Genomic DNA, 26,390 nt, shown 5'->3' on the forward strand with positions numbered 1-26,390 from the left:
GGGGCAATGGCAAGGAAGCTGGTGTCTGGCCTGTTCTGGGTCGATGCGGTCGAGCGGACGGTGGGCGCTGCGGCGTCGGCGTCGCTGGCGCTGCTGACGGCGAACGGCCTGGGTGTGCTGGATGTGGACTGGGGCGCGATCGGGTCGGTGGCGGGTATGGCGGCGATCGTCAGCCTGTTGAAGTCGCTGGTGGCGGGTTCGACTGGCGACCCGGAGACGGCGGGGTTCACGACCGGCCGGTAGTGGTTCGTGCTGGTCCTGAGAGCCAGCACGTGGTGGGTGGCCCTGGTCTCGGCGCGGACCGGGGCCGCTCGCGTGTGCAGCTACGTCGAGAGGACGCGGATGTTGAAGGGGCCGTACCTCCGGTTGAGCTCCCTCCAACTCAAGGGGTTCCGCCGCCTCGCATTGTTGGTGCAGTGCCAGTGCCGTCCCGTCCGCTCCCACGTCAGGTTCTGCGCAGGTAGGTGGACGACGGCCCCGTCGGGTGGCTCCGACTCTGCCTTCAGCCGTAGTCCCTTGGCGGGGAGTGCGGTCAGGTACCACGGGCTGGCCAAGTAGGCGGCAGCCTCTGGGCTGCTCATGTGGTGGAGGCTGGAGTTGCACCGGTTGCAGAGCAGGCCCCGGACGGCCCAGTCGCCGACGACACTCTCGTGGTCGATGAAGAGCCCCATCGGCGCGGTGTCGGCCGCGATCCCGCAGACGCCGCATCGCCCGTGGTGGTGGGCGACCAAGGCGTCGTAGTCCTCACAGGTGAGCTGGTACTTCCGATGGGTGCAGGTCTTCGAGGTCGGCCCCTTGTGCCCGCGTAAGGTCACTGGCCGCTGCTCCGCTGGGCGCGGGCCTGCCTGACCGCCTCGCGCGCCTCGGGGTTGAGCGCCTGTCGCATCGCCTCGCGGCTCATGCCGGTGATGCGGACGAGGTCGGCCTGTTTGCGCCCGGAGGTGATGGCGTCGCGGAGCCGCTGGTCGCGCTGGTTCATGGCGAGCTCAAGGGCGGCGTCGTAGTCGGTCGCGATGGCGCGGATCTCGTCGTCGGTCATGGGTTCGGTCATGACTCAAGTTTGCCATTCCTGTTAGGCCATGTCTATTAGGCCTAACGTGCTTGACTGCCCAACGCGTTAGGCCTAACGTGGTGGGCAACAGCAAAGCGCAAAACAGGGAGCGAAATTAGATGGAGATCACCGTCACCACCCGCGAAGCAGCTTCGGCCGCCGGGGTCTCCATCCGCACCATCCAGCGCCGCGCCAAGGCAGGCAAGCTCAACGCCACCAAGCGCGACGGCCGCTGGGTCATCACCCTGAACGTCGCCGACGACTACAAGCCCGCCCAGATCGAGAAGGCCCGCGAGCTGCTCGAGCAGAACGGCCTCTCCACCACCGGCAAGCCCGGCATCTGGGTCGCCATCTCGAGCGACGGCGAGACCTACTACTCGGTCACCCCCGAGGGGTGCGGATGCTACGCGGGGCTGAAGGGCACCCGCTGCTACCACCGCTTGGGCGCGCAGGTCGGCGCAGCTATCGCCGCCTGACCAGCACCCCAACGGGTGATCACTCCCCGCATGTGCACCACACCACCACGTAGCGCGTCTAACCGGCGACCTGACACCACCCGCCGCCGGAGCCCCCATGCGCCCCACCACCCTCGCCCTGGTCCTCCTCGCCGCTGCCGCATGCGCCCCCGCCGCCGAGAGCCCACAACCAGCCGACCCGCCAGCGTTACCCATCGCGGCCACCAGCTCGGCCACGCCGACGCCGACGCCCACCGCGTCACCCGGGCCGACCTTCGCGAAGTCCGAGGCCCGCTACATCGCCGACATCCGTGAAGCCCTCGCCGACTACATCGCCGAATACGGCGACATCAGCGACACCGCCTACCTCGACCAGGGCTACGACTGGTGCCGCCAGCCGCCCACCGTCGAGGCGATCCTGGCGGGCGCCGACAAGAACCAGGGCGACGAGTGGAAGGCGACGATCACCCACCTGTGCCCGCAGTACCTGCCGGTGTGGCGTGAGGCGCAGCAGGCGATGAAGAAGGCGCGCGAGACGTTCGACGACGGCGTCTACACGGTAGGCGAGGACTTCCCGGCCGGCACGTACAAGACGACGGGCGGGCGGGTGACGCGCTGCTATTGGGAGCGGTCGACGCCGGGCGGGGAGACGATCGCGAACGAGTTCGTGACGAACGCGCCGAAGGGCGTGAAGGTGACGGTCCGGGAGGGTGAGGGGTTCACGTCGCGGCGGTGTGGGACGTGGATCAAGGTCGGATGATCTTCCAACATAATCTGAGTTATGTTGGGGGCGCTGGCGCAGATCATCGGTTCATCGGACGATCCGATGTGGGAGCTGGACGCCCCGACCGATAAAGACGAGGAGGCAACTATTTCCAGTTTGGAAATAGTTGCCCGGCCAACCTGAGCGGTCAGTCCGCCGCAGGCGCATGAGGGCGCACTGGCGCACAGCTTCGCGAACTATTAGGGATTTCCTAAGGGTTGGACGCGGTCAACGCGTCGAAGTACTCGAAGATGTCGGAGTCGGCGAGTTCCTCCGTGCTGCGCTCCATCGAAGAGACGCTAGAGCGGCTACGCGCCCACACCCACGGGGCTTCGTTGTGGGTCATCTGGGAGAGCTGGTTGGCGCTGAAGCCGCCGTAGCTGGCCAGCACCAGATCGACCGATTCGCGCTCGCCGTCGTCGAGCGTGTCGGGGTTGCCCTGGATGTCGCCGGGTCCGACTTCGAAGCGGCCCCGGTGCTTGCTGTAGAGGGCGGGCGAGACGGGCCCGTTGGCCCAGGCTTCGAACCGCTCGGGGAACAGGGCTCGCTCCTCCCACGCCAGGTGGTGGCCGTAGGCGTAGTAGCAGAGCTTCTGGAGCTTCATGACGGTCATCGGGCCGCGCCCGGTCAGGATGTATTCGGCTACGTCCAGGACAGATGCCATGCAGGTCATTCTCTGGCCACTTGAGCGGCGAGGCGGGGGGCGTTCGTCATTCCTGGGCCGGGTCGGCAAGTGATCATGCTGTAGTGAGAGCGCTGATATTATCGACCGTTCTGCCACACCACGTCTGACCTGTGGAATCACCGCGATTCCTGGCGTCACAGGCCCGCCCGATGTATCTGAACGGGCACCCCGCCGCCTCCTACAGGCATGGACATCAACCCGCTCGCCGCCCTACCCGCCAAGCTGCTCGACGACATGTCGCCCGGGGAGCGCCTCGCCTACCTGGCCGCGCTGGACGAGGAGCCCCCGCCGCCGCCGTGGTGGGCCGCCTGGCTACTATCGAACACATGAGCGATCCGCCGATGGACGGCCCCATGGCCCGACGCAAGATCGGCGGGTTCCCAGGCTCATCGCCTGGGAACGCCGCCCCGACGGCTGGTACGCCATCTACCCCCACGTCACCCTCATCCACTCCGCCAACCCGTTCGTCGTCGACGTCCGCGCCATCCCCGCCGACGAGATCGAACAGCTGCCCGGCGTCGACTACACGAGCGTGCCCCGCCGCGACGCCCGGACAGCGGAACGCCCCGCCACCAACAGGTGACGGGGCGGTTCAGCGCGATTCCATTCAGGCTCGCGTCACTTGGCCGGCACCGTTGCACGGACCGCAGACGCGCCGGTTCTCCGGCTTGCCGCTGTGGTCAGACTTGACCAACCCGGCACCGTTACAGCCCTTGCAGGTGACCCGCACCTCAGGCGCCGGCGCGGGAGGCGCCGACGCCGCCTTCCGGTCGGCGGTCCTGCGAGCCGCCGTCCGCACAGCCTTGGCGGTGGCCTTCTTCCCGCTCATCGGTCCAGCGCCTTCATGTCCGTCGGGCAGAGCTTCGACGGCAGGCCATCGACGGTCTGGCACCCGCACGGCCGGGTGACGGTCGTCGGCGGAGGCGTCTTCTTCTTGAGCAGGTCGGTGATCTTGCCCATCGTGATCTCCTACTGGGTTCTGGGGCTGGCTGCCCCGGACACCCCGCCCGGTCAGGTCGGGCGAGGATCCGCAGCGTCAGCCCAGCAGATAGCGCAGCGTCGCGACGTGAGCCGGGAACACGACCCCGCCCACGTCGGCGAGCTTGCCGACCAGCTGCTCGAACGTGTCGGCCGGCACCCACGCCACCGCAGCGGCGTCGTCGCCCGCCGTCACCACGGGCAGCTCCTCGACGACGCCGAGGTCGAACACGGCCAGCGACGACACGACCCACGCCGCCTGGCCGGCACGCGGGTCGTCCATGTACTGCGGCTCGTCGACCTGGCAGGGATGCCCCGACAGGTCCAGCGCCGTCTCTTCGAGCAGCTCTCGGCGGGCGGCCGCCTCGGGCGTCTCGCCCGGGTCGAGCATCCCGCCGGGGATCGCCCAGCCGTGGCCGTCGCCGCGCAGCACCAGCAGCACATGCCGAACTCCGTCGACCCACGCCATGACGAGCGCGTCGGCGGCCTGCTGCTCGCCCCACACCCACAGGTCGCCGCGCCCCTCGGGCAGGTCGGGCCGGGCCGGGTTGACGGGCAGGCCGTCGATCACCTCGTAGGGGATCGCGGCACGGGCCTGGCGGGAGGGCCAGTCGATGCCGTCGAGCACCTCCGGGCCGGTCATCGCTGCCGCCCGAAGAACGTCTGGGTGACGCCGCCGTGGATCTCGTCAGCCTGACGGCCGACCGTCGAGTTGCCGGTGACGACGTTCTTCGCCTTGCCGGTGCCGCCGCTGGCCGCCTTCTCGGCTTCGCGCTTCTGCCGCTCGTTGTCGATCTGCTGCCGCGACTTGTCCAGCACGCGCCCGACCATGATCGGGGTGTCGTCGCCGCTGACTTCGTTCGTCGCCATGACGCTCCTTCGGTTCGTTCCGGATGGCGTGGAGCGAGGTGCTCCGGACGCGCGCGTTGGCCACCAGCGCGCGTCCGCAGCGCCCGCTCTGAGGGGTTAGCGCGGGCGGTAACCGGGTTAGTGATCTCACCTCGGGGCTAACCCGAGGGATAGTCGTTCTGACCTGCGAAAACAGGCGGGGTTAGCTGGGTTAAGCGGGTTAGATCGAGGCCTCGCGACGGCCCCAGAGCGCGGTTTCGCGGACCGCGCCGGCACCTCACCCGTCGGCTTCCAGCCGGGCCCGCGCCTGCCGGAGATCGGCCGGGTCGAGCCGGAGAACGTTCTTCGCATTCGTCGTCCGCACCCCGTACTCGCGGCTCAGGACGTCTCGCAGTGAGCTGCCGGTCATGGTCTGATAAGGCGGCCAGTCGGGAGCCAACCGCCGCAACATCCCCGGCAGGTCGGCCACCCGGACGCGCTCGGCGCCGAGGACCTCATCGAGGTCGGCCAGCAGGTCTCGCCCGCCGGAGCTCGCCCCGGGCCCGTGCTGCTGCTGGAGCCGCATCGCCCGCTCGACGACCGCGCCGGCCTCCTGCTGGTTCACGTAGTAGCCGCGCAGCAGGCCGGGCTTCGGCTCAAAGCCGCGGGCCATGAACTTGCCGACGTCGCCAGGGCCTTCCTCGGTGGCGGGCTCCAGGCCCACTGCGGAGATGCCGGCCCGGTAGCTGCCGGTGCCGAGCACGGCGTCGTTGCTGGTCTGGTCGCCGATCGCGAAGCACGCCTTACAGCTGCAGACGGCCATCAGCTTGCGGGGCAGCGAGTCCGATGACGCCTCGGGGGTGGCGAGGATGAGCGTGATCGCATACTTCCGGGCCGCGTTCAGCAGCTTCACCGAGGTGTCGATGGCCCGGCCGCCGAGCTTGTCGTGCAGGTAGAGCGCCTGGCATTCGTCGACCACTGCGACGCGGGGACGGAGCCGCGCGTCGACCTCGGCGACGCTCCGGGTCGCCATGCGGATCCCGTGGTCGCGCAGCGCCTGGCCGCGCACCGTGAGATCGGCGTAGAGGTCGTCCATGGTGTCCATGCAGGCCTCGACCACGTCGTCGCCGGGCCCCGACATGAGCGTCCGCAGCCGGGGCCGCATGGGGTCGTAGTCCGCGTTGTCCGCCATCACGAACACGTCGATGTCGACGAGCGGATCGAGCATCGCCCCGAGCAACAGGTTGATGATCAGCGACGATTTGCCGCTGCCCATGATCCCGGCCAGCGCGTAGTTCGCCTGGAATAGCCGCCCGGTGATCGGCTTACCGCGCAGGTTCACCGCGACCGGGACGCCCCGGAAGTAGTCGGCCTGGCCGGCCTTCAGCAGCGGCCACTCCGGCACCGGCCCGGACAGGGAGCCCTGGTCGGCGACCCACAGGTCCAGCACGCCCGGGGCGTCGCGCGGCTCGGTCGGCCACACCTCCACGGGGAAGCGCAGCAGGTTGTGGGCCAGGACCTTCTTCTTCTCGGTGATCATCTCGACGGTGACGCCCGGCGGCAGCACCAGCTGCGTCCGATAGCCCTCACCGTCCCGCTGCGTCGGCAACGGGATCCTCGGCCGCCAGCCGTCCTTCGCGGCCTTGTTCAGCGGCGCCAGCCCCAGATTCTTCAGCGCCGCCAGGATCGCCCCTTCGTCCGGGATCGGGCCCCGGTCCTCGACCGGCTCCAACGGCTCGACCAGCCACGTCGGCGTACCCGGCTGCCGCCGACCTTCCCGATACAAGGCGATCACCAGCACCACCGGCGCCAGGGCGACTCCCGCCCACCAGGCGATCTCCACCAGCACGACGACCGCCCGGATCACCCACCCGGCCCACCGCCACGGCGCGGCCGGATCGCCCGCACCCGCCATGACCAGCACCCCCGACAGCACCGACAGCAGTGCGGGCACGCCGATCAGCACGCAGAGCACGACGCCGACCGCCACCTTGACCCGGCCCAGCACCTTCTGAGGCAGATCCATCGACCGGGAGTGTCTGTCCCGGGCCGCCGCCTGCTGGCGATCCCACCAGGCGTCCAGCCGCTCCAGGTCACCGGCGGCCTCCGCGCCGCGGATCTGCCGCTTGGCGACCCCGCTGCTGCGTCCAGTCCAGGCCCGTACCCACCATGAGTGCGCGCCCAGCCCGACGGTCCACGCAAACTCCAGCAGCCGGCGGGACATTGATGCCGGGCGCACGACCTGGCCAACGATCCGCTCGGGCAGGCGCGACGGCTCCTCGGGCGTCTCCTGCTCGTCGACGAGCTCGCCGTCGATGACGTCGGGCTCCAGGTCGGTGCCGTGGTCGTGCGGCAGCAGCACGGGCAGCTCGGGGGCGTCCTCGGGTTCGCGGACGGGCTGAAGGTGAGGGTGCTCTCGCCTCACGCCCCCACCTCCCGGGCTACAGCCAGCCCGGCCAGGCCGACGCCGACCAGCCCGACCGCGTACGCCGCGGCGTAGACGGCCCGGCCGGTCCCGGCGCCCACGCTGGCGAGCACCAGCAGTACGACCACGGTCACCGCCCACACGGTCCGGCCGGCGCACCGCGCCCACCCCGTACCGCGCACCGCGGCGGCGAGCTGGCGGCCGGTGCGGGCCGACGCGGTGGCCGGGCGGGCGGATAGAAGGATCAGCGCGGCGAGGAGGACGAGCAAGTTGGCGATCACGGCGCCTCCGATCCGTTGACGGAGCCGACCGGGACGAGGACACCCTGAAGAGGGGCCTCCGGGGCGTTCGCGGCGGCGAGCTCGGCGTCGACGTCCGCCTGGATCTGCTCTGCCTCCCGCTCGGTGATTCCCCACTGGGTCGCCAGGCTTCTTCGCCCGATCTTCCGGTGGCCCGGCTGGCGGCTCTCCTCGTAGGCCCAGCGGGCGCCGTCGTACCGGTCGCGGGCGATGATGCGTACCTCGCGCTCGACCTCGACGGTGACCGGGCGGTCGCGGTACACGACCTTCTCGACGGGCTCGGGCACGGGCGGCGGGGTGGCGTGCCGCATGGTGCGGATGAGCCACATCAGCAGCTCGTAGGCGATAACCAGCGCCACCGCAGAAGCGGCGCTGACCAGCGCGCCTTGCCACCCGAAGGCGAACCCGTGTGCCGCGTTGCCGGTGATGGTGGCGGCGATGCCGAGCCACAGGGCGAGCCGTGCGAGGGCCGGTACAGCCAGGCCCGCGCGGGCGCAGTACATCATGATCAGCGAGGCGACGATGATAAGCCCGTCGACCGTCAGCGGGAACAGGCGTGCCGTGTGTGGCGGCTCGCCGTAGGCGATGGCGAGGTCGTACAGGTGCTGGTACGAGACGAAGAACGCGACCCCCGCCAGGGTGATCACCAAAGCGAGCGTCGCCCACCGGATCGCGGGGGACGCGACCGCCATTTCGCCGGTGCTGGCGAGTCGGGACGGGGCGGCGGTGACGCGGGCTCGGCGGGCGCGGATCGCGGCCGCGATGCGGGGGGCGAGCGCCAGTCCGACGATCAGGAGGATCGCGGCGACGATGACCGCCGGGAGCGGCACGCCGAAGGGGACTGGCGCCGTGATGGCGGCGGCCTCAATATGTGTCATCGAGCATCCCTGCTGAGTAGGGGTGTGGTCCTTGGGGCCCGGCCCCGTCTGGCGCTTCGATCGCTCAGACGGGGCCGTCGTACGTTCAGGCGGTGCGCTTGCGGGGCCGGTTCCTGTCGAGCCACCGGAGGGCGAGCACCGCGGCGGTGAGCGCGGCGACGGCGTAGATGCGCCAGGCCCACGTGTCGCTCATGGCGAACCCGGCCGTGGCGGCGACCGTGAGGAGGGTGGAGGCGGCGACGGTGAGCCGCCAAGCGGTCGGGGGGAGGCGGCGTACGTGGTCCATGTCGGTCTCCTGGTTGAGGTTGTTGGTGGGGTCCGGTCTCCGCTCTCCCAAGACAGAGACCGGACCCCGGCCTGCCTCCGCGACGGGGGCCACGCGGTTCAGGGGAGGGCGGCGACGCAGGCCATGCAGGCGTTCTCCACGCCCGGGTGCCACGTCTTCGGGTACGAGATGTGGTCCACGAGGACCTGCACACCGCACAGCGAGTCGGGCTTGAAGGCGGCGGTGATGTCGGCGGAGTGCTGGGCGTTCCTGATGGCGTTCCTGAACTCGGTCTCCGACGCGGCATGCGCTAGGAGCGGCTGCTGGCCCACCATCACGGCCTGCACGTAGCGGGTGCCCGTCACCGCGCTCGCCCGGCCAGCAGGTCGGCCCACAGGAGGGCGACCTCGGGTTCGGGCGCGGGCGCCGTCTCCTTCAGGCGGTCGGTGCGTGTGCCGGTGCTGGTGCGCCACCGGATCCGCAGCAGCGGCTCGCCGGTGTCGTGGGAGGCGCACAGCTCGTACTCCGTGCCGTCGGCGGGAGAGGCGGTGTCGACGACGCGCACCTCGGCGGACAGGTCCGCCTTGCGCCAGTCGAGCTCGCTGGCGTCGGGGCGGGGCGGCTGGATAGGCGGCCGGCTGGTCGCGATCGGGCTGCGGCCGAACGTGCGGCGAGTGGTCATCGCGACCTCACCGCGAGCACCTCGGGCCCGATCTCAACCCACGCAAGGTGCTCCGAGCCGGTCGTCTGGGCCCCGAAACCACGCACTTTCCGCGACACGTCGTCCCACACCGCGGGACCGGGCCGGGTCGGCCGGCCAGCCGGGTCGCGGACCTCGACGCGCAGCTGGCCACCGTCGAGCATCTGCGCGCGGACGGAGATCTGGTCGCGCTCGTGGGTGTGCCGGGCGGCCGATGCGACGAGGGCGTAGACGACTTCGGCGGCCCGGTCGGCGAGGTCGGGCTGCTCGTGCTCGGCGATCGTCCGGATCCACTGGGCGGCCTGGCGGGGGGCGGCGTCGGTCCCGGGGAGCGTCTGGTTGTAGGAGGCCAGTGCGGCGGGTGGTTCACTCACAGGGGATACCAACCTTAGGCGTAAGGCTTGTCTGCATTGGGGCAAGCTTGCAACCTTAGGGGTAAGCACGTCAAGCTATGGCGTGTGGATCACGCCTATCAGCGCATCGCCGACGACCTCCGGCGCAAAATCACATCCGGCGAGCTAGCCGAAGGCGACAAGCTGCCGTCCATCCCTGCGTTGATGCGCACCCACGGCGTCACCAACGGCACCGCCCAGTCCGCTATCCGCACACTGGTCGCCGAAGGCCTCGTCGCCACCAGGCCCGGATCAGGCACACGCGTTCGGCCCCGGCCACAGCTCCGCGCCCTCACGCGCTGCTGGGACCGTGCCCGCCGCGCCGGGTCGCCGTTCGCCGCCGAAATGGAAGCGCAAGGCCGTCGAGGGAGCTGGGACTACGACTCCAGCACCACCCAGGCGCCCGCCGAGATCCGCGAACGACTCGGCCTCGACGACCCCGAGCGCGACGTACCCGACACACTTCGCACGATCTACACCTACCGGGCCGACGACGACCCGGTCATGCTCGCCACGAGCTGGGAGCCACTCCGCCTCACCCGGGGAACCGCGATCGTCCTCCCCGAAGAAGGCCCCCACGCTGGCCGCGGCGTCGTCGAGCGCATGCTCGCGATCGGGGTGCGGATCGACGGCACCGACGAGATCGTCGGCGCCCGGCTCGGGACCGCGGACGAATGCCAGCGACTGGAGAAGCCGCCCGGCAGCGTCATGCTCACCATCAAGCGGACCTACGTCTCCGACCAGGAGGGCGCGGTGGAGACGGCCAGCATCGTGATGCCGGCCGATCTGTTCGAGCTCGTCTACGGCTGGCGTATCGATCCGCCGGACGACCAGGAGTGAGCTGACCGCCGAAGGGCCGTCTTCCCCTCGCCGGGGAGGGCGGCCCTTCGTGTGTTTCTGCACGTAGTCGACTACATACGCATGATGCGTACGTGCGCACGTTCGGATGATCCACACGTGCCTACTACGGTCCAAAACCATGATCGATCCGCACAGCGGCGTCCCCAGCTACCACCAGGTGGCCGACCGGATCCGCGCGCAGATCGACGCCGGCGAACTCGCGCCGGGCGAGTACCTGCTGACCGAACCGGCCATGGAGCACGTCTTCGGCGTCGGCCGCGCCACGGTGCGCCGCGCGATCGACATCCTCCGCAACGAGGGCCGCGTGGTGACCACCCGCAGGGGGACGCAGGTCAGAGAACGCCAGCCCCGGGTGGCAGAAGTCGTCATGGGCCCAGGCGTCCGGGCGACGACGCGGATGCCGTCAGACCTGGAGAAGCGGGCCATGAGCCTCGGACCCGGGGTGCCGGTGTTCGTGGTGGAGCGGCCGGGCCAAGAGCCAGAGGTTCTCCCTGGAGACAGGGTCGCTCTGGTTGGTCACGATGAGCAGGGCGAGGGCGGGAGTACCTCGTCTTGACGGGTGACCCCGGGCACGTGCAATGCCCGGGGCCACCCCTCCCCCACAGGGGCCGCACCGCCGGCGTCTCGCCTGGTGGGTCAGACCGACAGTGCGGCCGGTCCCCTCGCCTGCGACGGTGCCCGGGGATCGTAACCCGCATTACGGGCATCTGTCAGCCCGCTATCGGCACAACTGGAAATGATGGCCCTACCGGCAGGTTCGCCTAACCGCCCCGGGCCAACCCGGCTCTGACCTGCAAAGAAACTCAGAAGAGTATTTCACGGGCAACGATATCTGTCGCAGATGGGAAACCCCAGGTGCGCACAACTGGCACGGCTCGGGGATTAGAAGTCCACTGCTCTATCCGGCTGAGCTAAGGGCGCTCAGTGCCTCATTCTGCATGATCCCCGGACTGGTTTCACAACGCAAAATGTCGGCGTCGGTCGATAGCGTAGAGGAGCTACTCCTCCGCTCCCCGTAGGGGGCGGTTTCTCCCGCCCGCCCGCTCCCGATCTCCCCGTCCGGAGGATCTGATGGACTCTCAGCTCATCGGGCGCGACCATCCCGCGGGGGTGCTGCGCGCCGAGATCGGCCGGGCCCTCGACAGCCACGGCGGTCTGGTGCTCGTCACCGGCGAGGCCGGGATCGGCAAGACCACCCTGGTCACCGGCGGGGTCGAAGACGCCAGACGGGCGGGGGCCCTGGTGCTCGGCGGGTCGTGCTGGCAGTCGGGAGGCGCGCCGGGCTACTGGCCGTGGGTGCAGGTCATCCGGGCGCTGCGGCGGGCCGGCGAGTGGTCGGCGGTGGGGGCCGAGGCCGCCGACGTGCTGGCCATCCTGCTGGGCGAGCGGTCGGGCGGCGGCAAGGAGGTGCTCGACGGCTTCCGGCTCTACGACGCGGTGACGACGGCGCTGGTGGCGGTGGCGCAGAGCCGCCCGGTCGTGGTGGTGCTCGACGACCTCCACTGGGCCGACACGGCGTCGCTGAAGCTGCTGGAGTTCGCCGCCCAGCACACCTGGTTCGAGCGGCTGCTGCTGCTCGGCACCTACCGCGACGTCGAGGCCGAGGCGCCCGGCCATCCGCTGGCGCCGCTGATCATGCCGCTGGTGGCGAAGGCCACCTGCATCTCGCTGAGCGGGCTGGCGCGCGACGAGGTGGGCGCGCTGATGGCCCGCACCGCCGGGCGGGTGCCCGAACCGAAGCTGGTCGACGAGGTCCACCGGCGGACCGGCGGCAACCCGTTCTTCGTCGAGCAGACCACCCGGCTCTGGCAGGGCGGCGGGTCGGTGACGGCCATCGCGCCCGGGGTGCGCGACGCGCTGCAGAAACGGGTCTCGCTGCTGCCGCCGCAGGTGGCCGGCCTGCTGACCGACGCGTCGGTGCTGGGGCGCGAGTTCCACCGCGACGTGCTGGCGGCGCTGGCCGGGCTGCCGGCCGCCCGCGTCGACGGGCTGCTCGGGCAGGCCGTGGCCGCCCGGCTGGTCGTCCAGCTGCCCGAAGGACGGCTGGCGTTCGCCCACGATCTCGTCCGCGAGACGCTCTACGAGTCGCTCGGCGACGAGGCCGCCGCGCGGCACGCCCGGGTGATCACCGCCCTCGACGCCGACCCGGCGCTGACGGCCCACCTGCTGCCCGCCGACCAGGCGCGGCACGCCTACCAGGCGGGCCGCGAGCTGCCGCCGTCGGTCGCGGTCGAGCGGTTGTTGTCGGCGGCCGGCGAGGCCCACGGGCGCATGGCCATCGACGAGTCGATCGGCCACCTGCGGCGGGCCGCCGACCGGGGCGAGGGCCTCGAACCGCGCCGCCGGGCGATGATCGCGATGGAGCTGAGCTCCTGCCTGTTCCACCTCGACGACCTCGACGAGACCCGCGCCACCCTCGAATCGGCCTGGACCTTCGCCCGGCAGACCGGCGACGCCGACGTGCTGGCCCGGGTGGCGATCAGCTACTACCGGATCGACGGCCCCAGCATGACCGGCAGGCTCGCCGGCGGCCGCAGCACCGAGGTCGTCGAAGAGGCCTACCGGGCGCTGATCGGCGGCCCGCCGGCCACGACCGACGCGATGGCCGACCGGCTGGCCGTCCACATCGCGGCGGTCGCCCGCGCGGGCGACGACCACGAGGCGCTGACCTTCGGCCTGGCCGCCCGCCACGACGTGCTGTTCGGGCTGGGCACGGCCGCCCAGCGCATCGAGCTGACCAGCGAGATGGAGACGGTCGCCCGGCGCGCCTCCGACACCGACACCGAGCACTTCGCCGCCTCGTTGCGCTGGGTGGCGCTGCTGGAGGCGGGCGATCCCGCCTATCTCGACCAGTTCGCCGAGTCGACCGCCTTCGCCCTGCGGGTCGGCGGCGAACGCATGATCTTCGCCGCCCGCGTCGACCAGTCGATCATCATGACCCTGGCCGGCCGGTTCGCCGAGGCCGAGGAGTTCCTGCGCGGCGCCATGGAGGTGATCGCCGAAGACAGCCGCGACATGTTCGGCTTCATGAGCGACCACGTGTTGTGGGCGGCGCTGCTGCACCAGGGCCGGTTCGGCGAGATCCCGGCGGTGCTGACGCGCCTGGAGTCGTCGGGCCACGCCCAGGTCGAGCTGCTGAGGGGCATCACCGCCCTGCAGGCCGGCGACCTCGCCACCGCGATGGCCGTCCTGCCCGACGACGGCGTCGCGGCCTATCCGCGCAGCTTCGCCCCGCTCGGGCTGCGGTTCATCGCCCACGCGGCGGCCGAGTCGGCCGACGCCGAACTGGCCGAGTGGGCGACCGAGACGCTCACCCCCCATTCGGGCGGCTGGCTGGTCAGCATCGGCGGGTGCGACATCGCCGGGCCGGTCGACCACTGGCTCGGCGTGCTGGCCGCCTCGCGCGGCCGGTGGGAGGAGGCGGTCGCCCGCTTCACCGCCGCCCGCGACTCCGCGGTGGCGTTCCAGGCCCGGCCGTGGGTCGTCGAGGCGCGGGTGGGGCTGGGCCGGGCGCTGGTGGCCGCCGGCGAGCCGATGCAGGCTGGGGTGGTGCTCGACGAGGCGGCGGCCGAGGCCGCCGAGCTGGGCATGCGGCACATCCGCCGGAAGGTCGCGGAGCTCCGGCCGGCCCAGATCGACGTGCCGGCGCGGCCCGCCCGGCTCGCGCCCACGTTCCGCCGCGACGGCGACGTGTGGGAGCTGGCCTACGACGACCTGGTGGTCCGCATGCCCGACGCCAAGGGCCTGCGCGACCTCCACCTGCTCCTGGGCTCGCCGGGCACCGACGTCCCGGCGGTGCGCATGCTCGACCCCGAAGGGGGCCGCGAGGTGGTCGCGGCGCGGAGCTTCGGCGGCGACGCCGTGCTCGACGACGAGGCCAAGGCCCGCTACCGCCGCCACCTGGCCCGGCTCGACGACGAGATCGACCGGGCCGCCGGGCTGGGCGACGACGACCGGGCCGCCGCCCTCGACCGGGAGCGGCAGGCCCTGCTCGACGAACTGCGCGCCGCCGCCGGGCTGGCCGGACGCGACCGGCGGCTGGGCGACGAGGCCGAGCGGGCCCGCAAGACGGTGACCGCCCGCATCCGCGACACGCTGCGCAAGCTCGGCGAACGCCATCCGTCTCTCGCCTCCCACCTGCGTGAGTCGATCAGCACCGGTTCGTCGTGCGGCTACCGGCCGCCCTCGCCGGTGCGCTGGCGGCTCTAGCGGCTACTTGCGGTTGTAGGCCCGCATGGTCAGCGGCCCGAAGATCGCCAGCAGCGCCGCCGTGGCGACGAACACCCACATGAGCTCGCCCATGTCGGGGGTGCCCGCCATCAGCGACCGCACCGCCGCCACCAGCCGGGTGATCGGGTTGACCTCGACGAACACCTGCAGCCACCCCGGCATGGTCGACGGGTCGACGAAGATGTTGCTCAGGAAGGTCAGCGGGAACAGCACGAGCATGCTGACCCCCATCACCGACTTCTCACTGCGCAGGTAGAGGCCGCACATCGTCCAGATCCACGAGAAGGCGAACGAGAACACGACCAGCAGCCCGATGCCGGCCGCCACGCCCATCACGCCGCCGCCGGGCCGGAAGCCCAGGATCAGCCCGACCACGGTGATCACCACCGAGGCCAGCACGTAACGCAGCACGTCGCCCAGCAAGTTGCCCACCAGCGCCGCCGGCCGCCAGATCGGCAGCGACTTGAACCGGTCGAACACGCCTTTGGCGATGTCGATGTTCACCGCCAGCCCGCTGTACATGGTGGTCATCACGACGCTCTGCACCATGATCCCGGGCAGCAGGAACTGCAGGTACTCCCCGGTCGACCCGGCCAGCGCGCCGCCGAACAGGTAGGTGAACATCAGCGTCATCATGATCGGGAACGCCGTCACGTCGAACAGCTGCTCCGGCACATGTTTGATCTTCAGGACGGCGCGCCAGCCGAACGTCATCGACGCCGACCACGCGCTCGGCCGGGCGGGCCGCTCCCGGGGGTCGAGGACCGCGCCGATGGTCTCGGCGGCCGGGACGTAGGTCTGTTCCTGGGGCTCGGTCACGGTGGTGGTCATGCCGCGGCCTCCTTTTCGCTGGCGGGGTGGTCGGTGAGAGCGAGGAAGACCTCGTCGAGCGAGGGCTGGCCGAGGGAGAAGTCGTCGATGACGATCCCGGCGGCGGCCAGCTCCGACAGGGCGCGGGCGGCGTCTTCGGCCGCGCCGCTCTCGGTGCCGTGGCCGGGCACCCGGACCACGACCCGGCGCGGGTCGGGGTCGGGGGTCGCGGCCGCGCCCAGGGCGGCCGAGAGCAGCTTCTCGGCGTCGGCCCGCTGGCCCGGGTCGCGCAGCCGCACGTGGACGGTGCCCGCGCCGACCGACGACTTGAGCTCGCCCGGCGTGCCCTCGGCGATCAGCTTCCCGTGGTCGATCACGGCGATCCGGGAGGCCAGCTGGTCGGCCTCGTCGAGGTACTGCGTGGTCAGCAGGACCGTGGTGCCGTAGGAGACGACGGCCCTGACGATGTCCCACACCTGGTTGCGGCTGCGCGGGTCGAGGCCCGTCGTGGGCTCGTCGAGGAACAGCAGCCGGGGCGTGTTCATCAGCGTCGCCGAGATGTCGAGCCGCCGCCGCATGCCGCCGGAGTAGTTCTTCACCTGCCGCTCGGCCGCCGCCGTGAGGCCGAAGGCCTCCAGGAGCTCGTCGGCGCGGGCGCGGGCGGCCGGTTTGCGGAAGCCCAGCAGGCGGCCGATGAGGATGAGGTTCTCGCGGCCGGTCATGTCCTCGTCGAGGGAGGCGTACTGGCCGGTGAGTCCGACCAGGGAGCGCACGGCGTCGGCCTCGGCGACGACGTCGTGGCCGAAGACGCGGGCGGAGCCGCCGTCGGGACGCAGCAGCGTGGCCAGCATCCGGACGGCCGTGGTCTTGCCGGCGCCGTTGGGGCCGAGCACGCCGAACACGGCGCCGGCCGGGACCGTGAGGTCGAGCCCGTCGACGGCGCGGTTGTCGCCGAAGACCTTGACGAGACCGTTCGTCTCGATCGCGGTGTCTGTCATGCCCCTTGGGCGCGAGACGGCGTGCTAGATCGGATCTAGCGGCCCGCGAGATACGGTCAGAGCGGAGATCAACGGGAGGAAGAGATGGCTGACGTCTTCGACGTGATCGTTATGGGCGCGGGGCCGGTCGGGGAGAACGTGGTCGACCGGGCCGTACGCGGCGGCCTGTCGGTGGCCGTGATCGAGGCCGAGCTCGCGGGCGGTGAGTGCTCGTACTGGGCGTGCGTGCCGAGCAAGGCCCTGCTGCGCCCCGTCGACCTGGCCGGAGAGGTCGAGCGGGCGCCGGGCCTGACGGCCGGGCCGATCGACGTGCAGGCGGTGCTGGCGCGGCGCGACTGGGCGGTGAACGACTACAGCGACAACGGCCAGGCGCGCTGGCTGGAGTCGCTGCCGTCGACGTACATCAGGGGCCGGGCGCGGATCGCCGGTGAACGGAAGGTCGACGTCGGCGGCCGGGTGCTGACCGCGCGGCACGCCGTGGTGGTGGCGACGGGCAGCCTGGCGACCATCCCGCCGATCCCGGGCCTGGCCGAGGCCAAGCCGTGGACCAACCGCGAGGCCACCGGCGTGAAGAAGGTGCCGGGCCGGCTGATCGTGCTGGGCGGCGGCGTGGTGGCGTGCGAGATGTCCCAGGCGCTGCACGCGCTGGGCGCGACCGAGACCACCATGGTCGTGCGCGGCCACCGCCTGCTCGAACGGTGTGACGGGTTCGCCGCCACGATGGTCGCCGACGCGCTCGTGGCGCGGGGGATCGACATCCGCTTCGGCACCCGGGTCGAGCGGGTCGAGCGGACCGGCAGCGAGGTCGTGGCCCATCTGTCCGACGGCACGACGCTGACCGCCGACGAGATCCTCGTCGCGGCCGGCCGCACCATCGGCGCCGACATCGGCCTGGAGACCGTCGGCCTGCCCGACGCCCGCCCGATCGAGGTCGACGACAGCATGCGCTCGGTCGCCCACGACTGGCTCTACGCGGTCGGCGACGCCAACGGCCGGGCGCTGCTCACCCACATCGGCAAGTACCAGGCCCGGCTCTGCGGCGACGTGATCGCGGCGCGGGCCAACCGCCGCCCCGACGACCTGCCCTCGATGCGCGACCAGGCCGACCACTACGGCGTGCCCCAGGTCATCTTCACCGACCCGCAGGTGGCCGCCGTCGGCCTCACCGAGCAGGTGGCGCGGGAGCGGGGGATCAACGTCCGTTCCGTCGAGTACGACATGAGCGGCATCACCGGCGCCTACCTGTCGGCCGAGAACTACATCGGGCGCGCGAAGGCCGTCATCGACGAGGACCGCAAGGTGATCCTCGGCATGACCTTCGCGGGCCCGGCGGTGGCGGACATGCTGCACTCCGCCACCATCGCGATCACCGCCGAGGTGCCGCTCGACAAGCTCTGGCACGCGGTCCCGTCGTTCCCGACGGTGAGCGAGGTCTGGCTGCGCCTGCTGGAGGCCTACGGCCTGTGAGTCACACCTGGTAGGCGGAGTCCCGCACGTCGGTGATCGCCATGTGCCCCGGCGCGTGGCCGATCGCGAACGGGACTCCGGCCGCCATCACCGCGGCCTGCGGGGTGACCCCGCAGGCCCAGAACACCGGCACCTCCCCCGGCCGGACCTCGACCGGGTCGCCGAAGTCGGGCGCGTCGAGGTCGTCGATCCCCAGGCCCGCCGGGTCGCCGATGTGGACGGGCGCGCCGTGCACCGCCGGATAACGCGCCGACACCCGGACCGCGTCGGTCACCCGCCCGGCCGGGATCGGCCGCATCGACACCACCAGCGGCCCCGACAACCGCCCGGCGGGCCGGCACGGCACCGAGGTGCGGTACATGGGCACGTTCGAGCCCGCCTCCAGATGCCTGACCGGAATGTCCTCCTTGACCAGGGCGTCTTCGAAGGTGAAGCTGCAGCCGATGAGGAACGGCACCAGGTCGTCGCGCCAGAACCGGGTCACGTCGGTCACCTCGGCGACGGGGGCGCCGTTCTCGTACACCACGTATCCCGGCAGATCGGTGCGCAGGTCGCCCGCGAAGATCGGCAGACTGGTGGCCCCAGGATCTCCGACTTCGAGGATGGGACAGGGCTTGGGATTGCGCTGCGCGAAGAGCAGCATGTCGTATGCGAGGTCGGCGGGCACGGCGAGCAGGTTGGCCTGGGCGTACCCGGGACACCACCCTGCGGTGGGCGTCTTCAGCCCGGCCCGGAACCTGCTCCGGGCCTCGTGAGGGGTCATACGGGAACGTCCTCCGGAATAGTTGAAAGCTCAACCAAGTTGTGGGTCCATAGCCAAGAAAGCAGGAAGGAGCCCCCAGATGCCCGCCGTAACCGTGGACAACCCGCTCACCCTCCCCCGGCTGCCCGAGCCCATGGCGGCCGTGCACGAGCGCAAGGTCCTGACCGTCGCCACCGCGCCCACCGGTTTCGAGGGCGAGGGATTCCCGGTCAGGAGAGCGCTGGCCACGATCAAGCCAAAGTATCTCGATCCGTTCATCATGATGGACCAGATGGGCGAGGTGGACTACGCGCCGGGCGAGCCCAAGGGCACCCCGTGGCACCCGCACCGGGGCTTCGAGACGGTGACGTACATCATCGACGGCGTCTTCGACCACACCGACTCCCACGGCGGCGGCGGAACGATCACCAACGGCGACACCCAGTGGATGACCGCCGGGTCGGGCCTGCTCCACAAGGAGGCCCCGCCGGAGTGGCTCGTCCAGAAGGGCGGCCTGTTCCACGGCATCCAGCTCTGGGTGAACCTGCCCTCGAAGTCGAAGATGCTCGCGCCGAAATATCAGGACATCGGGCGATCCAACGTGGTCCTGCTGAGCAGCCACGACGGCGGCGCGCTGGTCCGCGTGATCGCCGGCGACGTGGCCGGCCACCTCGGCCCGGGAGCCACCCACACGCCCATCACGCTCATCCACGCGAGCATCACCCCCGGGGCGCGCCTGTCGATCCCGTGGCGCTCCGACTTCAACGCGCTCGCGTACGTCCTGTCGGGCCGGGGCACCGCGGGGAGCGACGGCCAGCCTCTCGAAATGGGCCGGCTGGCCGTGTACGAGGGCTTCGGGGCGACCCAGGCCGAGACGATCACCCTGACGGCGGCGAAGACCCAGGACACCCGGTCGCCGAACCTGGAAGTGATCATCCTCGGCGGCAAGCCGATCGGCGAGCCGGTGGCGCACTACGGGCCGTTCGTGATGAACACGGAGGCGGAGCTGAAGCAGGCGTTCGAGGACTTCCAGGCGGGCCGGCTGGGCACGATCCCGGCGGGCCACCACTGATCACCTGAACAGGGCCCTACGGTCGGGCCACGAGAAGCCCGGGAAAACGGGTGGATCTCGGCGAGCTGTGCGCCAAACTCGCCGAGATCCGCGACATCCCGTCCACCCGCGGGTGGCGGGACGGTATACCTGTTACCCGTTGGTTCCCGTGCGGTAGGCGCGGGAACTGACCGTGGGACCGACCAGTTCCCGGGCCACCGACGATCAATCGCGAACGCGCCGACTTCCCTTGGGCCGGTGGTCGGTCGAGGGGCGGCGGAACTCCCCGGTCCGGTCGAACTCCTCGTCGCGGCGCGGGCCGTCGTGGAGATCGGTCCGCCGCAGGATGAGCCGGGTGGTACGCATGTCAATATCCCCCGATAAAGCGTGTTTCGCGTGAGTTAGTTGTATTCGGTATCGCTTGCAGTTCGCTTGCCGCTCGACTGATCAGCAGGTCGAAGCCCCATATTTCATCTTCTGTCTATTGAAAGCGGCCAAACGGTTCGCTTCGGTGGTGTGCCATGAGTGAAATGGTGGGCGCGGGCGTGAGCCGTCCCGTCGTCGTCGACGCGACCGTGGTCCGCGACGCGGCGGGCGAACTGGCCCGCGAGGGCAACCGGGTGCCCGACATCGTCGCCCTCGACGCGCGCCGGTGGATCGTGTGCTGGCGTTCCGGCCTACCGGACCCCCATGACCGCACCCCCACCGACCAGGGCGCCATCAGGTTCGCCGTCACCGCCGACGGCGGCGCGACCTGGCGGAAGGGCACCCTCGCGGCGGCGACCGACACCCACCGCTACCACTACGCGATGCTCTTCACCGAGGGTTCCTTCGTGTACGCCCTCCTCGGCCGCATCACCGTCGCCGAGGACCGCGAGGAGTCGGAGGTGGACGGATTCCCCGTCCACCTGACCCTGAAGCGCTCCCCCGACGGCGGCGCGACCTGGGCCGACCAGCCGATCACGGTCGACGTGCCGCCCAACACCCGGGGGGTCGTGGTGGCCGGCAAACCGGTCAAGGTGGGCGAGGTGTGGACGGTCCCGTTCTGGCGTCAGGGCGCCGGCGCGTCGCAGGCGGCGGTGCTGCGCTCGACCGACCTGAAGACCTGGAAGGCGGGCGCGCTCGCGCCCAACCCGCCCGGCGTCGGCGTCGAGGAACCCCAGATCGGCCTGCGCCCCGACGGCACGCTGGTGATGGTGACCCGGGCGCTCGTGCGCCGCGCCCGGCCGGAGGACCGCGAACCTCACTACCGCGTCTCGGCCGCCCACTGCGCGACCACCACGAGCACCGACGGCGGTCTGACCTGGGCACCCATGCGGCTCCACCCCGACCTGCCGAACTACTACGTGAAGACCTTCTTCATGATCGACTCGACCGGCCGGGAGATCGCCCTCTACAACACCTTCGCCGGCCCGATCAGGGAACCCCGCCCCGACCGCTTCCGCGAGGTCCTCCACTACAAGGTCGCCGACCGGGGCGAACCCTGGCAGCCCGGCCGCCTGTTCGCCGACGGCCCCCGCCTGACCAGGACCACCGCGCGCGGCTGGGACGTCTACCCGAGCGCCGCCGAGATCTCCCCTGGCGTGCTCGCCGTCGTCTGGGAGCACAACCAGATCGAGATCAAGGTCGCCCGCCTGACCCTGACCACCCCCCTGCCCAAGGACCTGGCCCCCGGCCGCTGGACCCTCGACGCGGGCGCGACGCTCGGCTCCGACGGCGGCCTGCGCCTGCGCTCCACGACGGCCAAGGCGGTCGGCGCCCGCAGACCGCTCGCCGAGATGTGCGACTTCACGGTCGAGTTCCACGGCCAGGTCGTGGACGACAGCGCGCTCGACCCCGCCACCGGCCAGGGCGTCTGCCTGGGCACGAAGGTGTGCAACGGGGCCCGGCGGCTCATGCTGACGGTCCAGAAGGGCGGCGTCTGGACCATGCGCAAGGGCTCCTCGACCTGGGAACGCATCCTGGCGACCTCGTCGGGTCCGGCGGTGTGGAAGGTCGTGACCGACAGCGCGGGCGTGGCCCGCCTGTTCCGCGACGGCGCCGACACAGGCGTGACATGGGTGATCCAGGACAGCGGCGAGACCCCGCAACTGAGCCACTGGGTGATGGGCACCCGCGGCGGAAACACGGCCGAGGCCCGGATCGACTGGACCCGCCTGACCCCGACGATCGACGAGAACCCGGCCTGACCGGCTTTGAATTTCTCGACAATGACGATTGTTGAGCTGGGCTCAGATTCATGAATATGCGCGCCGCTCATATTCGCCGATTATCCGTTATCGGGCAAAGCCACGCGGCCGCCCGATGATCGGCCGGCCGCGCTGATTGGCTTCGTCCCGAAAAGGTCAGCGGGGCACCGCCCGGGACAACACCAGGGCGAAGTCGTCGTCGGGGTCGGTGTACCACCGCTCGACCTCGAAGCCCGCCATCGCCAGTTCGCGGGTCAGGCCCGACCGCCGGAACTTGGCGCTGATCTCGGTGCGCATCTCCTCCCCCTCGGCGAACATCACCGTCAGGTTCAGCGCCCGCACGTGGACGACCATGTCCTTGGTCGCCCGCAGCCGCATCTCGATCCAGTCGTTGTCGGTGTCGTAGATCGCCACGTGGGCGAAGTCGGCGGGCACGAAGTCGGCGTCGAGGCGGCGGTTGATCACGCGCAGGACGTTGCGGTTGAACGCGGCCGTCACCCCGGCCGAGTCGTCGTAGGCCGCGATCAGCCGGGAGGTGTCCTTCACCAGGTCGGCCCCGAGCAGGAAGGTCTCCCCGTCGGTCAGGGTCGAGCGCAGTTCCTTGAAGAAGACCTCGCGGGCGGGCGGTTCGAGGTTGCCGATCGTGCCGCCGAGGAAGGCGACCATCCGGTCTTGGCGTTGCGGCAGCCGTGACAGGTGGTTCTCGAAGTCGGCGCAGACGCCGACCACCTCGAAGCGCTCCGACAGGCGGTCGGCCGCCGCTTTGAGGGTGACCGAGTCGACGTCGACCGGCATGTAGGTGCGCAGGGTCCCGGCCGAGGCGAGGGCGTCGAGGAGCAGTTCGGTCTTCTCCGAGGTGCCCGAACCCAGTTCGACCAGGGTGGCGGCGCCGCTGACCTTGGCGATCTCGCGGGCGTGGGCCTTGAGGATGGCCAGCTCGCGCCGGGTCGGGTAGTACTCGGGCAGCCGGGTGATCTTGGTGAAGAGCTCGCTCCCGCAGGCGTCGTAGAACCACTTGGGCGGCAGCCATTTCGGCGCCGCCGTCAGGCCCGCGCGGACGTCGTGCTCCAGCGCCTGCCGCAGGTAGTCAGCGTCGATCAGGTTCACAGGTCCCTCCAGTCGATTCCGTCGGGCGTGACGAGCACGAGCGTGCGGTCGGGCACGCTGACCCAGCCGTCGTCCCGGTCGTCAAGCGGCTCGCTGGCCACCAGCACCCCCTCGGGGAGTGACCGGACGAAGAGCGTGTCGCCCCAGGTGGTGGCCGCGATCGTCTGGCCGTCGGTGGCGAGGAGGTTGACCCTCGCCTCCGCGTCGGCGCCCCCGGCGGCCATGGTGACCTCGGCGATCGCGTCGCCGAGGCTCCAGCCCAGCCGGCCGAGCGCGAACACGCCGGCGGCGAGCTTGGCCGAGTCGCAGGTGCTCTCGGCCTCGTGGGCCTTCAGGCCGCTCAGCGCCTCGCCGGGGACGCGGCCGTTGTGGCTGAACAGCCACTTCCCCTCCATGAAGGGGGCGGTGGCGGTCTCCTCGATCGGCATGCCGACCGTGGCGGAGCGCACCGCCGCGATCAGGCAGCCGGAGATCGCCGAGGCGGCCAGGCCTTCGAGGTTGGCGTCGGCCCACATCGGGATGGATCGGCGATATCGGATGACGCGGTCGTGGGCGTACCAGCCCATGCCGAAACCATCGGCGTTGACGGTGCCCCAGCGCTGCCGTCTCGGTACGTAGGACTGTTTGAGCAGGCCGTGGTCGGGCTGCTGGATCAGCGACGACAGCGGGCGCGGTTCGCCGAGCCAGGCGGCGTGGCGGCACATCAGCGAGCCTCCCCCGGCGAAGCGTCGCGGGCGCAGCGGAACCCGGAGAAGATCTGGCGGCGCTGCGGATAGTCCCAGTTGCGGAAGGTCGCCCGGACGGCGGCCGGGTCGGCGGCCCACGAGCCGCCGCGCAGCACGCGGTAGTCGGGCCCGAAGAAGACCTCGCTGTATTCCCGGTAGGGGAAGGCGCGGAAGCCCGGGTAGGGCTGGAACGTCGAGGACGTCCACTCCCAGACGTCGCCGACCATCTGCTCGACGCCGTAGGCGCTCGCCCCGGCCGGGTAAGCGCCGACGGGCGCCGGGCGGGCGGCGCGGTGGCCGAGGTTGGTCAGGCCGGGGGCGGGCGGTTCCTCACCCCACGGGTAGCGGCGGGCGCGGCCCGTTTCGGGGTCCCAGGCGCACGCCTTCTCCCATTCGGCCTCGGTCGGCAGCCGTCTGCCCGCCCAGCGGGCGTAGGCGTCGGCCTCGTACCAGCTGACGTGCTGGACCGGCTCGTTGGGCGGGATCAGCTCGGCCCGGCCGAAGCGGGTGCGCCACCAGCTGCCGCCGTCGTCGCGGGTCCAGAACAGCGGGGCCTGCAAGCCCAGCCGGAAGCCCTCGGGGTGCCACCAGCGCGGGTCGCGGTAGCCGCCGTCTTCGACGAAGGCCAAGAAGTCGCCGTTGCTGACGGGCACGCGGTCGATCCAGTAGGCGGCCAGGTCGACCGTGTGGGCGGGGCGTTCGTTGTCGTAGGCCCACGGGTTGAGGTCGGTGCCCATGGTGAAGGGGCCGCCAGGGACGAACACCTCGCCCGCCACCGGCCGCCCGGCGGGCAGGTCGCCGTCGCCGACGAGGCCGGGCTCGCGGGACAGCTGGAGGGTGGCCAGCATGGTCTCGTCGTGCTGGTGTTCGTGCTGGATGACCAGCCCGAACACGAAACCGCCCGACTTCAGCGGGTTCGGGTCGTCGAAGTCGACCTTGTCGAGGACGTCGAGCACGCGGCCGCGTACACCCTCGATGTATTTGCGGGCCTCGGCCGGGCCCAGCATCGGCAGCGACGGACGGTCGCGGCGGGGGGTCTTGAACGCGTCGTAGATGTCGTCGATCTCGGGGCGCAGCGGCGTGATGCCGCCGACCTCGCGCAGCACCCAGAGTTCCTCGTAGTTGCCGACGTGGGCGAGGTCCCAGACCAGTGGTGACATCAGCGGGGAGTGCTGGCGGACGAGGAGGTGGTCGTCGGCGTCGGTGTAGCTGAGAGATCGGTCGCGCACGGCAAGAAGCTGGGCGGCGATCTGTTCCTTCATCGCGTCTCCAAGAGGAGGTCGGCGGCCGGGGACCGGCCGGGTTCGACGAACCGCACGGCGTAGTCGGTGACCTGGTCGATCAGGCTGGACGGCGCGCCCCACCGGGGCAGCGCGGCGGCGGCGGCCCGGAAGGCCGTGACGGCGGCCTGCCGGAAGGCCGGGGCGGCGAGCCCGCACCGGGCGGCCTCCGACCACTGCCCGGCGACGGCCATCGCGTCGGCGGCGGCCAGGGAGGCGGCCTCGTCGTCGACGATCAGGGCGTAGGCGACGGCCACGGCGACCGGCCAGGCGACCGGCCCGAGGGCGTCGAGGTAGCGGATCTCCATGAACCCGCGCGGCCGGACCGGCGGGAAGAGGGTGGTGGCGTGGTAGGCCAGGTCGTCGGGGGTCGGCGCACGCCCCGCCACCTGCCGGAAGTCGCGGAACCGGGGTCCGTCGGCCGTCTGCCGGCAGGACCCGTCGATCTCCTTGACGAGCATCAGCTTCGCGGTCTGCAGGTAGTCGGCCCAGTCGGCGGACGGATGCCCGCGGCCGGGCGCCTTTCCGCCGGACCCGCCGGACCCGTCGCACACGGCGCACGAATGGCCGCCCGATCCGTCGACGGCCAGGTGTGCCGCCCCGACGGGTGCCGTGCGCGACGGGTCGAGGGCCAGCCAGACGGCCTGCCGGCCCGACAACCACGAGCCGAACCAGGGCACCGGCCCCGGCGAGTTGGCGAACGCCGCCACCAGCGCCGGCCCGAACAGGTGGGACCGCCGCCAGCGGGTGACCGGGTCGGCGCCGAAGTCGAGGTTGACCTGGATCGACGCGGTCGAGCACATCATCAGCGCCCCGTAGGGCTCGCCCAGGCAGGCGGCCATGGCGTCGTAGCGCGGGGTGTGGAGCTGGCGCAGCGGACGCCGGTGGCCGTCGAGCCCCGACCGGCCGAGGGTGAGGCCGGCGGCGGCGAGCGCGGAACGTACTCGATCGACGTCTTCCTGGAGCGCGGCCACGGCCGCCGGGAGGGAGCCCGGTGGGGCGGACAGCTCGACCTGTCCCCCCGGTTCGAAGGTGATCACGCTGCCGCCGGGGAGGGTCAGCCCGCCGAGGGCTCCGGTGGTGCGCGCGATGGGGACGGTCAGCGCAGGGTCGGTCACATCGTGGACGAGGAACTCCAGCTCGACTCCGACCTGATCGCCGGGGCTCCCGGTGAAACAGCCTTCCGCGTATGCCAGCACATCGGCCATGAC

32 protein-coding genes are annotated in these 26,390 nt (G+C 71.2%); 11 read left to right on the forward strand and 21 right to left on the reverse strand.

The window, feature by feature from the left end; all coding sequences use genetic code 11:
- Nucleotides 1–6 precede the first annotated feature (6 nt).
- Nucleotides 7–243 (forward strand): holin, encoded by a 237-nt coding sequence (locus tag AW274_RS20595; RefSeq protein ID WP_062435012.1) that lies wholly within the window; start codon nucleotides 7–9, stop codon nucleotides 241–243.
- An 80-nt stretch (nucleotides 244–323) separates the two neighbouring features.
- On the opposite strand, the gene AW274_RS20600 is transcribed toward AW274_RS20595, so the two are convergent.
- Both AW274_RS20600 and AW274_RS20605 read right to left on the reverse strand, forming a co-directional pair.
- Entirely contained in the window at nucleotides 324–815 is a 492-nt protein-coding gene (locus AW274_RS20600) for an endonuclease domain-containing protein (protein ID WP_062435015.1), read from the reverse strand.
- Nucleotides 812–1,051, reverse strand: a complete 240-nt coding sequence (locus AW274_RS20605) for a hypothetical protein (protein ID WP_062435018.1) — start codon at nucleotides 1,049–1,051, stop codon at nucleotides 812–814. The genes AW274_RS20600 and AW274_RS20605 overlap by 4 nt, the downstream gene beginning before the upstream one ends.
- Before the next feature lie 119 nt (nucleotides 1,052–1,170).
- Here AW274_RS20605 and AW274_RS20610 point away from each other — a divergent pair, with 119 nt between their 5' ends.
- The 3 genes from AW274_RS20610 (at nucleotide 1,171) to AW274_RS42665 (ending at nucleotide 2,413) form a co-directional block, all read left to right on the forward strand.
- Nucleotides 1,171–1,527: a helix-turn-helix domain-containing protein gene (locus AW274_RS20610; RefSeq protein WP_062435021.1), complete on the forward strand. Its 357-nt coding sequence runs from the start codon at nucleotides 1,171–1,173 to the stop codon at nucleotides 1,525–1,527.
- A gap of 97 nt (nucleotides 1,528–1,624) precedes the next feature.
- Nucleotides 1,625–2,266, forward strand: coding sequence for an Rv1352/Rv1906c domain-containing protein (locus AW274_RS20615; protein ID WP_062435025.1), 642 nt, complete (start codon nucleotides 1,625–1,627; stop codon nucleotides 2,264–2,266).
- A 21-nt stretch (nucleotides 2,267–2,287) separates the two neighbouring features.
- Nucleotides 2,288–2,413: a hypothetical protein gene (locus AW274_RS42665; RefSeq protein ID WP_269750600.1), complete on the forward strand. Its 126-nt coding sequence runs from the start codon at nucleotides 2,288–2,290 to the stop codon at nucleotides 2,411–2,413.
- A 67-nt stretch (nucleotides 2,414–2,480) separates the two neighbouring features.
- On the opposite strand, the gene AW274_RS20620 is transcribed toward AW274_RS42665, so the two are convergent.
- The gene (locus tag AW274_RS20620) at nucleotides 2,481–2,933 is read right to left on the reverse strand and encodes a Panacea domain-containing protein (RefSeq protein WP_062435028.1); all 453 of its coding nucleotides are present in this window, start codon (nucleotides 2,931–2,933) and stop codon (nucleotides 2,481–2,483) included.
- A gap of 207 nt (nucleotides 2,934–3,140) precedes the next feature.
- Between AW274_RS20620 and AW274_RS40460 the strand changes: the two genes are divergently transcribed.
- Complete coding sequence (locus AW274_RS40460) at nucleotides 3,141–3,284, forward strand: hypothetical protein (protein ID WP_157520572.1); 144 nt, start codon at nucleotides 3,141–3,143, stop codon at nucleotides 3,282–3,284.
- A gap of 495 nt (nucleotides 3,285–3,779) precedes the next feature.
- Here the strand turns inward: AW274_RS40460 and AW274_RS42670 are convergent, their stop codons facing one another.
- The 10 genes from AW274_RS42670 to AW274_RS20665 all read right to left on the reverse strand — a co-directional run bounded on the left by AW274_RS42670 (nucleotide 3,780) and on the right by AW274_RS20665 (nucleotide 9,701).
- Nucleotides 3,780–3,914: a hypothetical protein gene (locus AW274_RS42670; RefSeq protein ID WP_269750601.1), complete on the reverse strand. Its 135-nt coding sequence runs from the start codon at nucleotides 3,912–3,914 to the stop codon at nucleotides 3,780–3,782.
- 76 nt (nucleotides 3,915–3,990) lie between these two features.
- Nucleotides 3,991–4,575, reverse strand: coding sequence for an NUDIX domain-containing protein (locus AW274_RS20625; protein ID WP_062435032.1), 585 nt, complete (start codon nucleotides 4,573–4,575; stop codon nucleotides 3,991–3,993).
- Nucleotides 4,572–4,802 (reverse strand): hypothetical protein, encoded by a 231-nt coding sequence (locus AW274_RS20630; RefSeq protein WP_062435035.1) that lies wholly within the window; start codon nucleotides 4,800–4,802, stop codon nucleotides 4,572–4,574. The genes AW274_RS20625 and AW274_RS20630 overlap by 4 nt, the downstream gene beginning before the upstream one ends.
- Nucleotides 4,803–5,058: 256 nt before the next feature.
- Nucleotides 5,059–7,185, reverse strand: a complete 2,127-nt coding sequence (locus AW274_RS20635; RefSeq protein ID WP_157520575.1) for a hypothetical protein — start codon at nucleotides 7,183–7,185, stop codon at nucleotides 5,059–5,061.
- Nucleotides 7,182–7,466: a hypothetical protein gene (locus tag AW274_RS20640; protein WP_062435040.1), complete on the reverse strand. Its 285-nt coding sequence runs from the start codon at nucleotides 7,464–7,466 to the stop codon at nucleotides 7,182–7,184. The genes AW274_RS20635 and AW274_RS20640 overlap by 4 nt, the downstream gene beginning before the upstream one ends.
- Nucleotides 7,463–8,362 (reverse strand): DUF2637 domain-containing protein, encoded by a 900-nt coding sequence (locus tag AW274_RS20645; RefSeq protein WP_083974592.1) that lies wholly within the window; start codon nucleotides 8,360–8,362, stop codon nucleotides 7,463–7,465. The genes AW274_RS20640 and AW274_RS20645 overlap by 4 nt, the downstream gene beginning before the upstream one ends.
- Nucleotides 8,363–8,447: 85 nt before the next feature.
- Nucleotides 8,448–8,648, reverse strand: coding sequence for a hypothetical protein (locus tag AW274_RS20650; RefSeq protein WP_062435046.1), 201 nt, complete (start codon nucleotides 8,646–8,648; stop codon nucleotides 8,448–8,450).
- A 98-nt stretch (nucleotides 8,649–8,746) separates the two neighbouring features.
- Nucleotides 8,747–8,992 (reverse strand): hypothetical protein, encoded by a 246-nt coding sequence (locus AW274_RS20655; RefSeq protein WP_062435049.1) that lies wholly within the window; start codon nucleotides 8,990–8,992, stop codon nucleotides 8,747–8,749.
- Nucleotides 8,989–9,309, reverse strand: a complete 321-nt coding sequence (locus AW274_RS20660) for a hypothetical protein (RefSeq protein WP_062435052.1) — start codon at nucleotides 9,307–9,309, stop codon at nucleotides 8,989–8,991. Before AW274_RS20660 ends, AW274_RS20655 begins: the two co-directional genes overlap by 4 nt.
- On the reverse strand, nucleotides 9,306–9,701 hold the full coding sequence (locus AW274_RS20665; RefSeq protein ID WP_062435056.1) for an ATP-binding protein: 396 nt from the start codon (nucleotides 9,699–9,701) through the stop codon (nucleotides 9,306–9,308). The genes AW274_RS20660 and AW274_RS20665 overlap by 4 nt, the downstream gene beginning before the upstream one ends.
- Before the next feature lie 84 nt (nucleotides 9,702–9,785).
- Here AW274_RS20665 and AW274_RS20670 point away from each other — a divergent pair, with 84 nt between their 5' ends.
- From AW274_RS20670 to AW274_RS20680, 3 genes are all read left to right on the forward strand, one after another.
- Nucleotides 9,786–10,559, forward strand: a complete 774-nt coding sequence (locus AW274_RS20670) for a GntR family transcriptional regulator (RefSeq protein ID WP_062435059.1) — start codon at nucleotides 9,786–9,788, stop codon at nucleotides 10,557–10,559.
- A 139-nt stretch (nucleotides 10,560–10,698) separates the two neighbouring features.
- Nucleotides 10,699–11,136 carry a GntR family transcriptional regulator gene (locus AW274_RS20675; RefSeq protein WP_062436156.1) on the forward strand — a complete coding sequence of 146 codons (438 nt, stop codon included), beginning with the start codon at nucleotides 10,699–10,701 and terminating at the stop codon, nucleotides 11,134–11,136.
- A gap of 515 nt (nucleotides 11,137–11,651) precedes the next feature.
- Nucleotides 11,652–14,789: an ATP-binding protein gene (locus AW274_RS20680; RefSeq protein WP_062435061.1), complete on the forward strand. Its 3,138-nt coding sequence runs from the start codon at nucleotides 11,652–11,654 to the stop codon at nucleotides 14,787–14,789.
- 3 nt (nucleotides 14,790–14,792) lie between these two features.
- Here the strand turns inward: AW274_RS20680 and AW274_RS20685 are convergent, their stop codons facing one another.
- On the reverse strand, nucleotides 14,793–15,641 hold the full coding sequence (locus AW274_RS20685; protein WP_062435063.1) for an ABC transporter permease: 849 nt from the start codon (nucleotides 15,639–15,641) through the stop codon (nucleotides 14,793–14,795).
- On the reverse strand, nucleotides 15,638–16,618 hold the full coding sequence (locus AW274_RS20690; RefSeq protein WP_062435065.1) for an ATP-binding cassette domain-containing protein: 981 nt from the start codon (nucleotides 16,616–16,618) through the stop codon (nucleotides 15,638–15,640). The genes AW274_RS20685 and AW274_RS20690 overlap by 4 nt, the downstream gene beginning before the upstream one ends.
- Before the next feature lie 84 nt (nucleotides 16,619–16,702).
- Between AW274_RS20690 and AW274_RS20695 the strand changes: the two genes are divergently transcribed.
- Entirely contained in the window at nucleotides 16,703–18,085 is a 1,383-nt protein-coding gene (locus tag AW274_RS20695; RefSeq protein WP_062435067.1) for a dihydrolipoyl dehydrogenase family protein, read from the forward strand.
- 1 nt (nucleotide 18,086) lies between these two features.
- Here AW274_RS20695 and AW274_RS20700 read toward each other — a convergent pair whose 3' ends face one another.
- Nucleotides 18,087–18,848 carry a putative hydro-lyase gene (locus tag AW274_RS20700; RefSeq protein WP_062435069.1) on the reverse strand — a complete coding sequence of 254 codons (762 nt, stop codon included), beginning with the start codon at nucleotides 18,846–18,848 and terminating at the stop codon, nucleotides 18,087–18,089.
- A 79-nt stretch (nucleotides 18,849–18,927) separates the two neighbouring features.
- Between AW274_RS20700 and AW274_RS20705 the strand changes: the two genes are divergently transcribed.
- Nucleotides 18,928–19,899, forward strand: a complete 972-nt coding sequence (locus tag AW274_RS20705; RefSeq protein ID WP_062435071.1) for a pirin family protein — start codon at nucleotides 18,928–18,930, stop codon at nucleotides 19,897–19,899.
- 204 nt (nucleotides 19,900–20,103) lie between these two features.
- Here the strand turns inward: AW274_RS20705 and AW274_RS40465 are convergent, their stop codons facing one another.
- A complete protein-coding gene (locus AW274_RS40465) occupies nucleotides 20,104–20,244 on the reverse strand; it encodes a hypothetical protein (protein ID WP_157520581.1) in 141 nt (46 codons plus the stop codon).
- Nucleotides 20,245–20,399: 155 nt separating this feature from the next.
- Between AW274_RS40465 and AW274_RS20710 the strand changes: the two genes are divergently transcribed.
- Nucleotides 20,400–22,067 (forward strand): sialidase family protein, encoded by a 1,668-nt coding sequence (locus AW274_RS20710; RefSeq protein ID WP_083974594.1) that lies wholly within the window; start codon nucleotides 20,400–20,402, stop codon nucleotides 22,065–22,067.
- Nucleotides 22,068–22,223: 156 nt separating this feature from the next.
- On the opposite strand, the gene egtD is transcribed toward AW274_RS20710, so the two are convergent.
- The 4 genes from egtD to AW274_RS20730 are packed head-to-tail and all read right to left on the reverse strand — an operon-like array spanning nucleotide 22,224 to nucleotide 26,387.
- Complete coding sequence (egtD, locus tag AW274_RS20715) at nucleotides 22,224–23,174, reverse strand: L-histidine N(alpha)-methyltransferase (RefSeq protein WP_062435077.1); 951 nt, start codon at nucleotides 23,172–23,174, stop codon at nucleotides 22,224–22,226.
- Nucleotides 23,171–23,878, reverse strand: coding sequence for an ergothioneine biosynthesis protein EgtC (gene egtC, locus AW274_RS20720; RefSeq protein ID WP_062435079.1), 708 nt, complete (start codon nucleotides 23,876–23,878; stop codon nucleotides 23,171–23,173). Before egtC ends, egtD begins: the two co-directional genes overlap by 4 nt.
- Nucleotides 23,878–25,161, reverse strand: a complete 1,284-nt coding sequence (gene egtB / locus AW274_RS20725; RefSeq protein ID WP_062435082.1) for an ergothioneine biosynthesis protein EgtB — start codon at nucleotides 25,159–25,161, stop codon at nucleotides 23,878–23,880. The genes egtC and egtB overlap by 1 nt, the downstream gene beginning before the upstream one ends.
- On the reverse strand, nucleotides 25,158–26,387 hold the full coding sequence (locus tag AW274_RS20730) for a glutamate-cysteine ligase family protein (RefSeq protein ID WP_062436158.1): 1,230 nt from the start codon (nucleotides 26,385–26,387) through the stop codon (nucleotides 25,158–25,160). Before AW274_RS20730 ends, egtB begins: the two co-directional genes overlap by 4 nt.
- Nucleotides 26,388–26,390 lie beyond the last annotated feature (3 nt).

The organism is Herbidospora daliensis, from assembly GCF_001570585.1.
Classification (GTDB): Bacteria; Actinomycetota; Actinomycetes; order Streptosporangiales; family Streptosporangiaceae; genus Herbidospora; species Herbidospora daliensis.